The 14,579-nt window shown below is 37.5% G+C and carries 9 protein-coding genes and 4 pseudogenes; 12 read left to right on the top strand and 1 reads right to left on the bottom strand.

Annotation, left to right across the window (positions count from 1 at the left end):
* Positions 1–123: 123 nt before the first annotated feature.
* Positions 124–347, bottom strand: a pseudogene (locus DMC01_RS15380) (IS1595 family transposase); the annotation flags it as partial.
* A 356-nt stretch (positions 348–703) separates the two neighbouring features.
* Between DMC01_RS15380 and DMC01_RS10665 the strand changes: the two are divergent.
* The 12 genes and pseudogenes from DMC01_RS10665 (at position 704) to DMC01_RS10615 (ending at position 14,304) form a co-directional block, all read left to right on the top strand.
* Complete coding sequence (locus DMC01_RS10665) at positions 704–4,591, top strand: Eco57I restriction-modification methylase domain-containing protein (RefSeq protein ID WP_142694202.1); 3,888 nt, start codon at positions 704–706, stop codon at positions 4,589–4,591.
* Positions 4,588–4,719, top strand: a pseudogene (locus tag DMC01_RS10660) (lipid-A-disaccharide synthase); the annotation flags it as partial. The gene DMC01_RS10665 and the pseudogene DMC01_RS10660, both read left to right, overlap by 4 nt.
* A gap of 381 nt (positions 4,720–5,100) precedes the next feature.
* Positions 5,101–5,205: pseudogene (locus tag DMC01_RS15375) on the top strand (hypothetical protein); the annotation flags it as partial.
* A gap of 132 nt (positions 5,206–5,337) precedes the next feature.
* A pseudogene (locus DMC01_RS10655) lies at positions 5,338–6,165 on the top strand (lipid-A-disaccharide synthase); the annotation flags it as partial.
* 2 nt (positions 6,166–6,167) lie between these two features.
* On the top strand, positions 6,168–6,656 hold the full coding sequence (gene greA / locus DMC01_RS10650) for a transcription elongation factor GreA (RefSeq protein WP_142694201.1): 489 nt from the start codon (positions 6,168–6,170) through the stop codon (positions 6,654–6,656).
* A 249-nt stretch (positions 6,657–6,905) separates the two neighbouring features.
* Complete coding sequence (locus DMC01_RS10645; RefSeq protein WP_142694200.1) at positions 6,906–7,226, top strand: hypothetical protein; 321 nt, start codon at positions 6,906–6,908, stop codon at positions 7,224–7,226.
* A 506-nt stretch (positions 7,227–7,732) separates the two neighbouring features.
* Positions 7,733–8,752, top strand: a complete 1,020-nt coding sequence (locus tag DMC01_RS16810; protein ID WP_142694199.1) for a hypothetical protein — start codon at positions 7,733–7,735, stop codon at positions 8,750–8,752.
* 16 nt (positions 8,753–8,768) lie between these two features.
* The gene (locus tag DMC01_RS10635; RefSeq protein WP_142694198.1) at positions 8,769–9,713 is read left to right on the top strand and encodes a chemotaxis protein; all 945 of its coding nucleotides are present in this window, start codon (positions 8,769–8,771) and stop codon (positions 9,711–9,713) included.
* 9 nt (positions 9,714–9,722) lie between these two features.
* On the top strand, positions 9,723–12,068 hold the full coding sequence (locus DMC01_RS10630) for a hybrid sensor histidine kinase/response regulator (RefSeq protein ID WP_142694197.1): 2,346 nt from the start codon (positions 9,723–9,725) through the stop codon (positions 12,066–12,068).
* A gap of 4 nt (positions 12,069–12,072) precedes the next feature.
* Positions 12,073–12,588 carry a chemotaxis protein CheW gene (locus DMC01_RS10625; protein WP_142694196.1) on the top strand — a complete coding sequence of 172 codons (516 nt, stop codon included), beginning with the start codon at positions 12,073–12,075 and terminating at the stop codon, positions 12,586–12,588.
* A 52-nt stretch (positions 12,589–12,640) separates the two neighbouring features.
* Positions 12,641–13,282: a phosphoserine phosphatase SerB gene (gene serB, locus DMC01_RS10620; protein ID WP_142694195.1), complete on the top strand. Its 642-nt coding sequence runs from the start codon at positions 12,641–12,643 to the stop codon at positions 13,280–13,282.
* Positions 13,279–14,304 carry a transaldolase gene (locus tag DMC01_RS10615; protein ID WP_142694194.1) on the top strand — a complete coding sequence of 342 codons (1,026 nt, stop codon included), beginning with the start codon at positions 13,279–13,281 and terminating at the stop codon, positions 14,302–14,304. The genes serB and DMC01_RS10615 overlap by 4 nt, the downstream gene beginning before the upstream one ends.
* The last annotated feature ends 275 nt before the right edge of the window (positions 14,305–14,579 follow it).

Here is a 14,579-nt window from a genome sequence, read left to right as displayed (position 1 = left end):
ATTGACTGTGATAAAAAAACTTTCTTCGTGTATGGCAAAAAGCAAGGCAAGCTCTGATTTTTTGTTGATCTTTTTTATGGCCTCTTCTTCTAAGATTTTGGCCCAATTAAACTTAATAGGATTTTATCTTATCAATTTTAGCAAGTTTTGATGAGAATATTGCCTTAAATTTTTCGTCTTAACTCTGTTTCTTTCAAGTGAAGGACAAAATTTTCTTTTTTGTGCTTTTAAATTTAGCAAGTGTCAACTTTGTAAGGTCCCCAGAAATTCACAATTTCGTTTATGTGGTTATGTCCCTTTGCAAACTCATTTTTAGAGTGTTTTACAAGATCTTGTGCCTTTGCTCCTTCTTGCAAAGTTGCAAGACAAAACGAAGCAAAAAAATACTTCGTAATTTCTTAAATTTCTTTTGAGACAATTTGAGAATGTGTCATATACTTGTTTTTCATTTTGCTCTTTATACTTTAAAATGATCTTGTATCAAATTAAAGTATCTTGAGCCATTAATATAATCAAGGCTAAAAATTTTATAAGTTTAAATTTATAAGCTAAATCCTTATTGATAAATTCACAAAATTACAGACTAAATTTATGAAAATTCACAGCCTTACAAGGCTTTATTTGATAGGGTTTTTAATAAACTGTGCTAAAATTATGCTTTTGATAAAAGCAATTTTTAAAAGCTAAAGGACAAAAACAAGATATGAAAGATAGGTTTTATTTTCTTAGAAACAATCTCTTTACTACCTATACGCTTGAGGTGGATTTTCCACGCCTTTATGCCTTTAAAAATAAGCAAAGCGAGGCTAAAAAGGCATTTGATGAGATTAAAGCCCTTTATGATAAGGCTAAATTCACCCAGCAAAACGAGCATCAATTCGAAGATGATTTTATCTCCAAAACGCTTGATATACTTGGTTATTCTTTTATCAGACAAGAGGAAAAAATCATTCAAGGCAAGCTAGAAAAGCCTGATTTCTTGCTTTTTAGCAGCCTTAAAGCTAAGCAAGATTACGAGCAAATCCCCAAAAATCAAAGAGCTGCAAGCAATGCCTATATAAGTGTGATTTTAGAAAGCAAGGCTTATAATACAGCCATTGATAACAAAAAGGTCAAAGACAATCCCCATTTTCAAATACTTCGCTATCTAAATAATCTCAAATTAAACTACGGCTTTTTAAGCAACGGTCAGCTTTGGCGACTTTATGATAATTCCAAGCTAAGTGCCACAAAGGTATTTTACGAGATAAATTTAGAAACGCTTTTAGAAAATGACGATTTAGAGGGCTTTAATTATTTTTATTTTATCTTTAAGGCAGAAAATTTCGCCCCCAAAAAAGATAAAAGCATCATAGAAAAAAGCCTTGAAAAAAATGACGAGGCTAAGATTAGCATAGAGGATGATTTAAAAGATATAATTTATGGCACAAATGGAAAAGATAGCCTTTTTGAGCTTATAGGTGAGAGAATTTTTGCCAGATGTAGCGAGGAAAATTTGAAAAAAATTTATGAAAATTCGCTTTATTTCATCTTTCGTTTGCTCTTTATAGCTTATTTTGAGGATAAATTCAGCGAGCTTTTAAAAAAGCACGAGTATTTTGAGAGTGAAATGAGCCTTAAAAACCTACACAGCCTCTTAAAAAGCACAGACAAAAAGGAGGGCTTTAAGGGCTTTAAAAAATTAAGCGATATTTTTATAATGTATGACAAGGGCGAGGCAAATTACAATATGCCTGTATTTAACGGAGGGCTTTTTGACAGCACAAAGACCCCTCTTTTATCCACACCTTTGCTTTTTAATGATGAGGATTTAGAGTTTATCTTGGCTCAGTTTTTGTATTTTGATGATGGAACTTCTTTATTTAAAAGGGATTACAAAACCCTTAGCATAGCACACTTAGGCACTATTTATGAGGGGCTTTTGGGGTATTTTTTTGAACTAGCTAGCGAGGATTTATATTATGTAAAATATCAGGCAAAAAATGAAAAGCAAAAGGAGATTGAAAGCTATGTGGATGGCTATGATTACGCAGAGCTTCAAAAGACAAAAGCCAAGCTACTAAGCACACCCAAGCTTTACAAAAAGGGGCAACTTTATCTTAAAAATTCAAGCAACTCCCGCAAGATGACGGCAAGTTATTACACCCCTTATGGCATTACTAGCTTTTTGCTTAAAGAGGGCTTAAAAGATAGGCTAAATGATGGCAATATCTTGCATTTTAAAATTTTAGACAATGCTTGCGGCAGCGGGCATTTTCTCATAGAAGCCTTAAATCAAATCACCTCAATAATCCTAGAAAATTTTGATAGTTTTGCAAATTTAAAGCGTCTTTACGAGGAGGAAAAAAAAGAAATTCAAAGCAGTGCTTGTTTATACCTTAAAGATTACGAACTTGATGAGAGCGAGATTTTAAAAAGGCTTTTGCTTAAAAGGGTCATCTTTGGGGTGGATTTAAACCCATTTAGCGTAGAGCTAACCAAGCTTTCCTTGTGGATAGATAGCTTCATCTTTGGCACGCCTTTAAGCTTTATAGAGCATCACATAAAATGCGGCAACGCCCTTGTGGGTGCTAGTTTGGCTGAATTTAATGATTTTTACGAAAAGAGCGAGCAAAAAAACCTCTTCAACGAGAATTTTTTCCAAGAAAAATTCAAAACATTAAAAGAAAATTTCAACAAGCTAGACAGGCTCTCAGACAGCACAGACAAAGAAATAGCCAAATCAAAAGAACTTTATAAAAAAGAAATTGAACCAAGCAAAGAAAGCTTGAATTTATATCTAAATTTTTTCACAGCCCAAAAGATGATGCCTTCTTTGAAAGAGCTTAAAAAGATTACAGAACTTGACAAGCTTGAAAGCTCAAAGGAGCAAGATTACAAAAGAGCAAGAGAGCTTGTAACCGAGCTAGCCTTAAAATTTGGCTTTTTTAATTACGAGATAGAATTTCCTGAAACCGTGCAGGATGGAAAATTCATAGGCTTTGATTTAATAGTAGGAAATCCCCCTTGGGATAAATGTGAATTCAGCGATGATGACTTTTTTTCACAATTTAAAAGCAACTATCGCACCTTAAAAAAGAGTAAAAAAGCTGAATTTAAGACTAATCAACTCGCCAAAAATTATATATTCAAAGACTATCAAAGGCGAGAAAATTTTTCAAAAACCATAAACGAGTATTATAAGGGGTATTATTTTTTAAGTCGCTCTAGTGAAAGCAAAGATTTAAATTTGTTTCGCTTCTTTGTAGAAAGAAATTTAAGCCTCTTAGCAAAAGAAGCCAGTTTAAACTATGTCTTGCCCTCTGCTTTGATGTTTGAAGATGGAAGCTTTAATTTACGCAAGGAAATTTTGCAAAATAAAACCCTAAGCTTTTTTTACAGCTTTGAAAACAGAGAGGGCATTTTTAATGAGGTTCATCGCAGCTACAAATTCGCCCTGATGCAAATAAAAAATACTCAAGCACCCAAAAACCACCCCATAAAAACTATGTTTTATAAAAGCTCACTTAAAGAACTTTACAAGGAGGAAAATATAATCTTGCTAGATTTAAAAAGCATTAAAGCCCTAAGTCCCAAGCATTTAGCCCTGCAAGAGGTGAGAAATAAAGAGGATTTAAGGCTTTTGGAAAAATGCTACGGTCAATTTTTGCCACTAAACCTAGAGTGGCTTGATTTTCGCAATGAGCTTAATATGACTACTGACAAAGATTTATTTATAGAATTAGAGGAGAATTTAAGTGAAAAAAATTCACAGCTTTTGCCACTCTTTGAGGGTAAGATGATTCATCAGTTTAATTCCGAGTATAGCAAGGCAAATTATTATTTAGACAAGGATGCCTTTGATGAGAGGCTAAAAAGCAAGGAAATCTACCGTTTAAAGCAGGATTTAAATCTTGATAGCAAAGAGTATAAAAGGCTCTTAGAGGGCATAAAGCCTAAGAATTTAGACACAAAGGAGTTTGAAAACTCTTTGCTAAGATACGATAGAGACTATTTTCGCCTTGGCTTTCGCGATATTGCAAGGGATACGGATGAATTTTCGGGTATTTTTAGCCTTTTACCTAAAAATGTTGGTTGTGGGCATACAATGTGGGTGCATATACCCAAAAAATACATTTTAAATTCATCAAAAATCAGCATTGAAACTGTCGACAACTCTAAAATCTGCTTTGCCTTGGGACTTTTTAATTCTTTGATTGTAAATTTTATAATTAGGGGAATGGTTCAAATTCATTTAAATAAAACTTATTTAAAGCGTATCCCCCTGCCTCAGCCAGATGATGAGGAAATAAAAAGAAATAAAGACTATAATTTCATAGCAAAAACGGCTTTAATCTTAGAGCTTTATAACGACAGCAAGGGCGCATTTAGCGAGCTAGGGGATGAATTTGGCATTAAAAAAAGCGAACTACCAGCTACGCAAAAGCTTTATGATGAATTAAGAGCAAGGCTTGATATAAAAGTGGCTAGGCTTTATGGACTAAGTTATGAGGACTTTATCCATATCATATCTACCTTTAAGGTCTTAAACAAAAATCAGCCCGAATTCATAGCCTTGCTTAAGAGCTTGTGGCAAGAGGAAGAGGAATGAAAAGCTTTTTAGTTACCGCACTTGAAGCTAGTGCGAATTTGCATTTAAAAGAAGTGTTAAAGGCTTATAAGGCTGAATTTGGAGGCTTTGAGCTTTTTGGAATCTTTGATGAGAACTTAATGAAAGAGGCTTTGAATTTAAGTGAAAATTCACAAAACACCTCAAATTCAAATCAAAACTTGAATTTAAATGAAAATTCACAAACCTCGCTGAATTTAAATGTTTTAAATTCAAGCGAGGTAATTTTAAATTCAAAACAAGCCTCGCAAAACTTTCTAAATTCAAATCAAAACTTGAATTTAAATGAAAGCGTGAATTCCTTGAATTCAAAAGAAAATTCACAAAACTCATTGAATTTAAATGTTTTAAATTCAAGTGAGGCAACTTTAAATTCAAGCCAAAATTTGCAAAACTCTATAAATTCAAATCAAAACTTGAATTTAAACGACTTAAATTCAAACGAAAGCTCAAACACCAAGCCTCAAAACGACACTGTGATAATCCACGCCCCCCTTTACAGCTCGCACGAGTTTTGCGCTATGGGCTTTGTGGAGGTTTTGCCCTTAATTTTCAAGGCAAAAAGGGCTATTAAAGAACTTACTCATTTAGCCTTGCAAAGACAAAATTCAAGTTTAAATCCACAAAATGACAATTTTGCGCCTTCTCACATAGATTTTCAAGTCGCTCACAGTGAGGGCAAAATAAGTGCAAATTCAAGCCAAATTCAAAAGCCCTCAAAGCCCTTTGACGCCATCCTTTGCATAGATAGCCCAGCCTTTAACATACCCCTTGCAAAAGCTTTAAATTCAGCAGGGATTAAGGCAAAAAAGATTTACTACATACTGCCTCAGGTGTGGGCGTGGAAGAGGGGGCGAGTGCCTATAATCGAGGCAAATTTTAACGAACTAGCAAGCATCTTGCCCTTTGATAAGCACTTTTTTAGCAAAAGCACCTTTGTGGGACACCCCTTGCTTGACGAGCTTAAAGAGTTCAAAAACGAAGCAGACATTGAGGCTTTGCTTAATAAAGAAGAGGATGAAAAGGTAGTTTCTTTTTTACCGGGCTCAAGAAAGGGAGAGATAAAGAGGCTAATGCCTGTTTTTAGGGAGCTAGCCTTGAATTTCAAGGGAGAAAAAATCCTCTGCGTTCCCCCCTTTAACATAGACAAGCTTGACGCACTTTATGGCGACACCAAGGGCTTTAAGGTCGTTACGAATACCCCACAAGCCCTTAAAAAAAGCGATTTTGCCTTTATTTGCTCAGGCACAGCTACGCTTGAAGCTGCTCTAATAGGCACTCCCTTTGTGCTAGCCTACAAGGCAAGGGCTATTGATGTTTTAATTGCTAGGTTTTTTGTCAAGCTAAAACACATAGGACTTGCAAACATAATGTGCGATTTTGAGGGAAAAAGCGAGCTTAACCCTGAATTTTTGCAAAATGAAGTAAGTGCGAAAAATCTTTTTGAGGCTTACCGCAATTTTGATTTTAAAGAATTTTTTGATAAAGTAACATTTTTGAAAAAATATCTGCGTTTTGGGGCTGCAAAAAATGTAGCCAAGATGCTTAAAGGATAAGGATGCAAAAAGAGGCTATGAGTAAATTTGGCTATGAAAAACTAGCCTTAGAGCTTGAAAATTTAAAAAGCGTTGAGCGTGTGCGTGTGGTGGAGGAAATCGACACCGCTCGTTCTCACGGGGACTTAAAGGAAAATGCTGAATACCACGCAGCAAGGGAGAAACAAGCCTTCATTGAGGGGCGAATTGCCGAGCTTACAGACTTGCTTTCAAGGGCTCAAATCATTGACCCTACAAGTTACGAGCATAATGCCGTGAAATTTGGCTCAACTGTGTTAATAAGCGATTTAGACACGGACAAAGAAAGCCGCTACACAGTGGTGGGCATAGCCGAGGCGAATTTAGACAAGGGCTACATATCTTTAAGCTCGCCTCTTGCAAAGGCAATGCTAGGCAAAAAAGTAGGCGATGAGTTTAAGGTGCGTTTGCCAAAGGGCGAGAGTGAGTTTGAGATAGTTTCTATAAAATATGAGCCTTTGGATTTGGGGTGAGCCTTGAATTTAAGTTTAAATTTAATTGATTTATGGGCTGATTTGAGGGGAGAGCTTGTCATTGTGAGTGAAGTGAGTTAATGCGAGCTTGGCAATTTACAACGCACAAAATGCGTTATGGGTTGTTAGTATAGCAAAGCAAACCCCCTCCGTAAGAGAAGGGCTTAACGCACGATGCGTTTTTGGCCAAGTGGCAATTTGGCAAAAATAAAGTGTTTTGCTTACAGTTGCAAGAGCACAAAGCAAAAAATGAAACGAAAACATAATGAGCGATCAAAATCTTTGATTTTAAGACAGCACTCGTGGGCAACCGCATCCCGTGAATTTAAAGCTTTGTTTTTGAATTTGCTTAAAATTCAGGCTTTGAATTTTCGTGCGTTGGCTGACTTGAATTTGGGCTTTTTAGTGGGGCTTGAATTTAAGCTGACTTTTTGTAGGCTGGCTGAATTAATTGGCTGGCTTACCTGTCCTTTTGCCGTGCGAAGAGAGATTGGGGGTGGGTATGAAAACCTTAAAAATTCACAAAATGCCGTTGTAAGTCCCACTGCCGTGCGGAGAGCGACACATTAAGTCCCCCACACCTTGCGAAGTGGCGGCACATTAAGCCCCTGCCGTGCGGAGGGGGATTTAGGGGGTGGGTAACAGAATACAGACTTTAATTAAAACAAAGTCTATGTTCTATAATCTATGCTCTGTAATACCCACGGTTACAAGTATAGCAAAGCAAACCCCTTCCGCAAGGGAAGGGCTTAACGCACGAAATGCGTTTTTGGCCTAAAGCGGAAATTTGGCAAAAATAAAGTGTTTTGCTTACAGTTGCAAGAGTACGAAGCAAGAAAATAAAGCAAAACATCTTGTGAACAAGCGGTCAAAATCTTTGATTTTAAGACAGCGCTTGTGGGCAACCGCATCCCATGAATTTGTAACTTTGTTTTTGAATTCGCTTAAAATTCAGACTTTGAGCTTGAATTTTTTTAGATTGCCACGAAAATCCTAACGGATTTCCTCGCAATGACGGATATTTGGATTTTTTAAGGGATAAATTTTGATTTTTTGCGTTGATTTAAGGGTGAGTTTTGAATTTAGAGCTTAAAAACGGAGCATTTTTAATAGCCGATGCACACGAAAACGAGCAAAGACAGGGCTTTTTAAAGCTTTTAAAGGCACTTGAAAGCGGAGACATTCAAACCCCGCAACTCATCTTAATGGGCGATATATTTGAAATTCTAGTGGGGGAAATTTCTAAAACCCACGACTTTGTCGCGCCTTATATAACTTTGCTTGAAAGCCTTGCTACAAAGGATATTGAGGTGCTTTATATAGAGGGCAATCACGATTTTAATCTTGCTAAAATCTTTAAAAATGTAAGGGTTTTTAGCTTAGAAAATCAGCCTCTTAGCTTAAAATGTCCCTTGAATTTAAGGCTAAAAAGGGCGAAATTTAGTGGAAATTCAGCTGAATTTAAAGAAAAAGGCCTTCATTTTAAAAAGGGTCTTGAAATTCAAGCTAGCCTTGAATTTAAGGAAAAGAAACTTAAAGACAAGGGGCTTGAAGATCAAAATATTGATGTTTTAAACAAAGATTTAAAAGGCATAAATTCACAGCTCATTAACACTCAAAGCTTAGCAAACGAGAATTCAAAAGCCACAAATTCACAAAATGCTGAATTTAAGGCACAAAGCCTTGAAATTCAAGCACAAGTCATAGAATTTCAAGCACAAGTCGTTGAATTCAAAGGCATTTCAAAGCTAAGGCTAGCCCACGGAGATATCTTCTTGCCCCCATTTTTAGCCTTTTTGTTAAAATCTTTGAGAAATCCATTTTTATTAAAAACGCTGAATTTAATCAACAAGCTTAGTTTTAATGTCCTTTTAAATAAAATAAAAAGCAATCAAAAAAAGAAAAATCTTTTTTACAAGATCGATAATTTTGAGCTCTTAGCCAAGCAAAGATATGATAAATATAAATCAAACAATGCCCTAATCATCGAGGGGCATTATCATCAAGATGCCCTTTTCAACACGGATGAATGTAAATATATAAATTTGCCTACTTTTGCATATGAGAGAAGTTTTTTTGTAGTAGAATGTGTGTGAAATTTAAGGAGTGAAAATGCTTGACGAAAAAATCGTAAAGACAGGCTCAAATGAAATGGAGCTTGTGGATTTTCGCATATTCAAACAAGGCGATGGAGAGATCTATGAGGGCGTTTATGGGGTAAATGTCTCAAAGGTAAGAGAGATCATAAAGATCCCAACCCTCACAGAGCTTCCAGGAACCCCTGATTTCATAGAGGGAATCTTTGATTTTAGAGGTGTTGTCGTGCCTGTGATAAATCTTGCCACCTGGATGGGCATACAAGAACCTAATGAACAAACCTTCAAACCTCGCGTAATCATCACTGAATTTAGCAATGTTTTAATAGGTTTTATCGTGCATGAGGCAAAGAGAATTAGGCGAATTTCTTGGGAGGACATAGAACCTGCTAGCTTTTCTACGGGTTCGGGTGCCTTTGATAAAGGCAGAATCACAGGCGTAACTCGCATTGAAAATGATGAGGTGCTTTTGATACTCGATCTAGAAAGCGTTGTGGAGGATCTTGGAATTTACACAGAGAGAATGGACTTTAACGATGCTGGTGTTGAGATGTTTCACGGAATGGCTCTAACCCTTGATGATAGCTCAAGTGCTAGAAAGAGAGTTAAGGGTATGCTTCAAAAGATGGGCTTACAGGTTGTCGAGGCAAAAGATGGGGTTGAGGGCATTGAAAAGCTAAACGAACTGCATCAAATTTATGGCAAGGATCTTGCAAATAATCTCAAAATAATAGTAAGCGATGTGGAGATGCCAAAGATGGACGGCTTTCATTTTGCCCAGCACATAAAACAAGATGAAAGATTTAAGAAAATTCCCATAGTCTTTAACTCCTCCTTGTCTAATGAATTTATGGCAGAAAAAGGCATACAAGAATCAGGAGGGGATGGTTATTTGATTAAATTCGATGCCCACAACTTTTTTACAGAGATTGCTCGTATCATACACGAGCATCAAAGCTAGGAGTGAAAAATGGACGATATGCAAGAAATACTTGAGGATTTTTTGGTCGAGGCTTTCGAGCTTATCGAGCAAATCGACCACGATCTAATAGAGCTTGAATCAAGACCTGAGGACTTAGAGCTTTTAAATAGCATCTTTCGCGTAGCACACACGGTCAAGGGAAGCTCGAGCTTTTTGAATTTTGATGTTTTAACAAAGCTTACTCATAAGATGGAGGATGTACTTAACAAAGCTAGGCACGGCGAGCTTAAAATTACGCCTGATATTATGGATGTGGTGCTTGAATCTGTTGATGATATGAAGACCCTCTTAAACTGCATAAGAGACAATGGCAATGACACTGCCATAGGGCTTGACATAGAGCCTATTTGTGCTAGGCTTTTGGCTGTGGCTGAGGGAGGATCTGGCACAGCTGCACCTACTGCGCCAACTCCTGCACCATCAAGCGAGGCACCTAAGAGTGAGCAAGCAAACGCCCAGCCTCAAGAACCAGTACATCAAGATCCTCTAAGCCAAGAGCCTGAGATTGATGTAAGCAAGCTAAGCGATTCTGAGGTTGAAGCTGAGATAGAAAGATTGTTAAAGATGCGAAAGGCAGAAGATACAGCAAGAAGAGAGGCAAAGGCCAAGAGCCAACCTTCCGCCGCTTCGACACCGCCTCCAGCACCTACCCCACCTCCAGCAGCTGCGGCAAAGAAGGTACCAGCAGCACCTGCTGCAAATTCACCTGCTGCTATGGAGCAAACCATTCGTGTTGAGGTTAAAAGGCTAGATCAGCTTATGAATTTATCAGGTGAGCTTGTTTTAAGCAAGAACCGTTTGCTTAAAATTTATGATGATGTCGAGGAAAGATATGAGGGCGAGAAATTCTTAGAAGAGTTTAATCTAGCCACAAATTCTCTTAGCATCATAACAACAGACATTCAACTAGCCGTTATGAAAACAAGAATGCAGCCTGTTTCAAAGGTGTTTAGCAAATTCCCACGTGTTGTGCGGGATCTAAGCCGTGAGCTTGGTAAGCAAATAGAGCTTGAAATAACAGGTGAAGAAACAGAACTTGATAAGTCTATTATAGAAGAAATAGGCGATCCTATTATGCATATGATAAGAAATTCTTGCGATCACGGAGTTGAGGATCCAGCTACCAGAGCAGCAGCAGGTAAGCCTGAAAAGGGCGTTGTCCAGCTAAAAGCCTATAATGAAGGAAATCATATCATCATAGAGATCACAGATGATGGCAAGGGGCTTAATGCCGATATGCTTAAGGTAAAGTGCATAGAAAAAAATCTCATCACAGAAAAAGAAGCCGATCAAATGAGCGACAAAGAGGCCTTTGCCTTGATCTTTAAGCCAGGCTTTTCTACCGCACAAAAGGTAACTAGCGTTAGCGGACGTGGTGTGGGAATGGATGTTGTTAAGACAAATATAGAAAAGCTTAATGGCATTATAGAAATTGACAGCGAGGTTGGCAAGGGCAGTGTGTTTAAGCTTAAAATCCCACTCACACTTGCCATTATGCAGTCCTTGCTTGTTGGGGCTCAAGAAGAAGTTTATGCCATACCACTTGCAAGCGTTATTGAAACAGTTCGTGTGCCCCTTGATAGCATTTACACCATAGAGGGCAAAAATGTCTTGCGGCTACGCGATGAGGTAATTTCACTTGTTAGGCTTGCTGATGTCTTTGGGGTTAAGCAGGTCTTTGAAAGCGACACTCAAGCCTATGTTATTATAGTTGGGGTGGCTGAGAGTAAGCTTGGGGTGATTATAGATCAGCTTGTGGGACAAGAGGAGATTGTTATTAAGTCCTTGGGTGATTATTTGCAAAATATTCCGGGCATTGCGGGTGCTACCATTCGTGGAGATGGGGGCATTACTCTCATTGTCGATGTGGGTGCTATGATGAATTTAGCAAAGCAAATAAAAACCGACATAAAGGCTCAAGCTGAGGACAGTGCCAAAAAGGTAAAAGAAAAGCCAAGCGATTATAATGTCTTAATCGTAGATGATTCTAAGATGGATAGAACCTTGATGCAAAAATCCCTTGCACCATTAGGAGTAACCGTCTTTGAGGCTACAAACGGAGTAGAAGCACTTGAGGTCTTAAAGACAAAGGATAAAGACATAGACGCTATGCTTATAGACATAGAAATGCCTAAAATGGACGGCTACACCCTAGCAGGTGAAATTCGCAAATACTCAAAATACCGAAATTTACCGCTAATAGCCGTAACCTCAAGGACAAGCAAGACGGATAGACTTCGTGGAGTTGAGGTAGGAATGACAGAGTATATCACAAAGCCATACTCGCCTGAATACCTTGAAAATGTGGTTAAGAAAAATTTGAAACTAGGATGAAAAGATGAGCGAAAAACTAAATCAGATCTTAAAAAAACAACAGTCTCAGATCTCAGAGCCCTTTGAGGAAAAGGCAAAGGATGACATAATCCAACTCATAGGCTTTTATGTAGGCGATGAGGAATATGCCATCCCTATCATCAACATACAAGAGATCATAAAGCCCATTGAATTTACAAGGGTTCCAAGCGTTCCTGATTATGTTTTGGGTGTTTTTAATATGAGAGGAAATGTAATGCCCCTCATTGACTCTGTAAGCCTCTTTAATCTTGGCAAATCAGAAATGAGCGCAAACACTCGCTACATCATACTTCGCACCGAAACAAGCACAAGCATAGTAGGAACTGCTGGCTTTGTGATAGACAGACTAACAGAAGCCATCAAAATGCCTCGTTCTAAGATAGATCCCCCACCTCAAACCATAGACGGTCGCAACGGAATGATCTTTGGCATAGGAAAAAGAGAGGATAATATACTAACCATTCTTCAAGCTGAAGCCTTGCTAAAACGTCGCTTTTAAATTCAGCCTTAGATGTAAAATTCGCGTCTAAGGCCTTTAAGATTACACAAATATGAAGAGCTTTTCACAAATTAAACTTTGTATCTTTGACTTTGATTCTACCTTGATGGACGGTGAAACTGTTGATCTCTTAGCGGATGCCTATGGGGTGGCAGATAAGGTAATTGGCATCACGCATAAGGCTATGAATGGGGAGCTTGATTTCTTTGAAAGCCTTACTCATAGGGTGTCCTTGCTTAAAGGGATGCCTTGTGAGCTTGTGGATGAGGTGTGTGAGAATTTGCCCTTGATGAGGGGTGCATGTGAGCTTATTTCTTATCTAAAAGAAAGAAAAATTCGCATTTTGGTTATGAGTGGAGGCTTTTTAGAGGCTCTTAATAAGACTAAAAAAAGACTTGATTTTGATCTAGGCTTTGCAAATTTCTTGCATTCAAAAAACGGCCTTCTTACAGGGCTTGTAGGAGGAGAGATGATGCAAGCTGATTCAAAGGGCTTAATGCTTGCTAGACTTAAAACGCTGCTAAATTTAAAACAAGGTGAAATAATGTGCGTTGGAGACGGGGCTAATGATCTGGCTATGTTTAAAGAAAGCGGATTAAGAATAGCCTTTTGTGCCAAGCCTATTTTAAAACAAAATGCCGATCTTTGCATAGATACAAAGGATCTGGCTCAAATCATCAAGGAACTTCAATGAAAAGCTTCTCTCTTTGGTGCGATTTTGTCGAAAACTCCTTTTTAGACACTGAGTTTGTGTCTTTGATAAACTCAGGCAAGATCAACGGTGCCACCTCAAATCCAGCCATCTTCAAACAAGCCATTTTAGGCTCTTACAGAGACAAGCTAGCTAAATTTCAAGGCTTAAAGCCAAAAGAAATTTATGAAAGCTTGGCAATTTTAGACATACAAAAGGCTGCTGATAAGCTTGCTTTAAATTTCGCTCAAAATAATGACGGCTTTGTTAGCCTTGAAATTGATCCTAGACTTTACAACAACACCTCACAAAGTCTAGGCGAGGCAAAAAGGCTTTTTACATCCATCGCAAAGCCAAATGTAATGATGAAGATCCCTGCTACAAAGCAAGGTTATGAGGTGATGAGTGAGCTTATGAGCCTTGGTATAAATGTAAATGCTACATTGATCTTTTCTTTATCTCAGGCAAAAGAATGCTTTGATGCTTTAAATTCAGGACTTAAAGCCTTTCGTAGTAAAAATTCAAGCACTTTAAAAAGTGGTAATTTAAGAGAGCCACAAGGTGTTATAAGTGTCTTTGTAAGCCGCTTTGATAGGCTTTTAAATTCAAGAGTGGTGGCTAAAAATGAAATCGGTATTTTAAATGCTAGTCTTTGTTATAATTTTATTTACTCACAAAATGAGCCAAGCATTCGCACCCTCTTTGCTAGCACGGGCGTGAAAGGGGACGACTTGCCAAAAGATTACTACATAAAAAAGCTTTTATTTGATAAGTGCATAAACACAGCCCCCCTTGATGCCTTAAATGCCTTTAAGGGAGGATGTGTAAATTTGGCTTTAAACTCAGATAAAAATTCAAGCTTAGAGGAGGCTAAGTTTAAAACACCACTAAGCTCAAATGAAATTTGCGCAAAATTAAAAGCAAATTTAAATGATGATGAGCTAGAAAAAGCTTGTGAGTTTTTGCTTGATGATGGCTTAAAGCAGTTTTGTGTAGCCTTTGAGGATATTTTAAATGCTGTGTAAGCAAAAGGCTTGAATTTATAAGGCTTTTTTGCGTTTAAATTTGAATTTAAGCTTTAAGAGATTAAATATTGGCTCAAGACAACTTAAACTCAAATAAAGGAGTTTTAAGTTATGATTACAGCGATGAAAAATAAGTATATCAATCGTTTCAAAATTTCAAAGGCTAAATTTAGAGAAATTGTAAAGTATTTTTTTACTTCGTTACACTCGTAACTTTTGGGGAAGCCTTGATATTAAAGCCTCTAAAATTGCAAAATTAAGCAACAATTCTTGCC

Source organism: Campylobacter troglodytis (assembly GCF_006864425.1).
Classification (GTDB): domain Bacteria; phylum Campylobacterota; class Campylobacteria; order Campylobacterales; family Campylobacteraceae; genus Campylobacter_D; species Campylobacter_D troglodytis.
The sequence above is the reverse complement of the archived record's forward strand: the minus strand, read 5'-3'. Positions and strand labels throughout refer to the sequence as shown.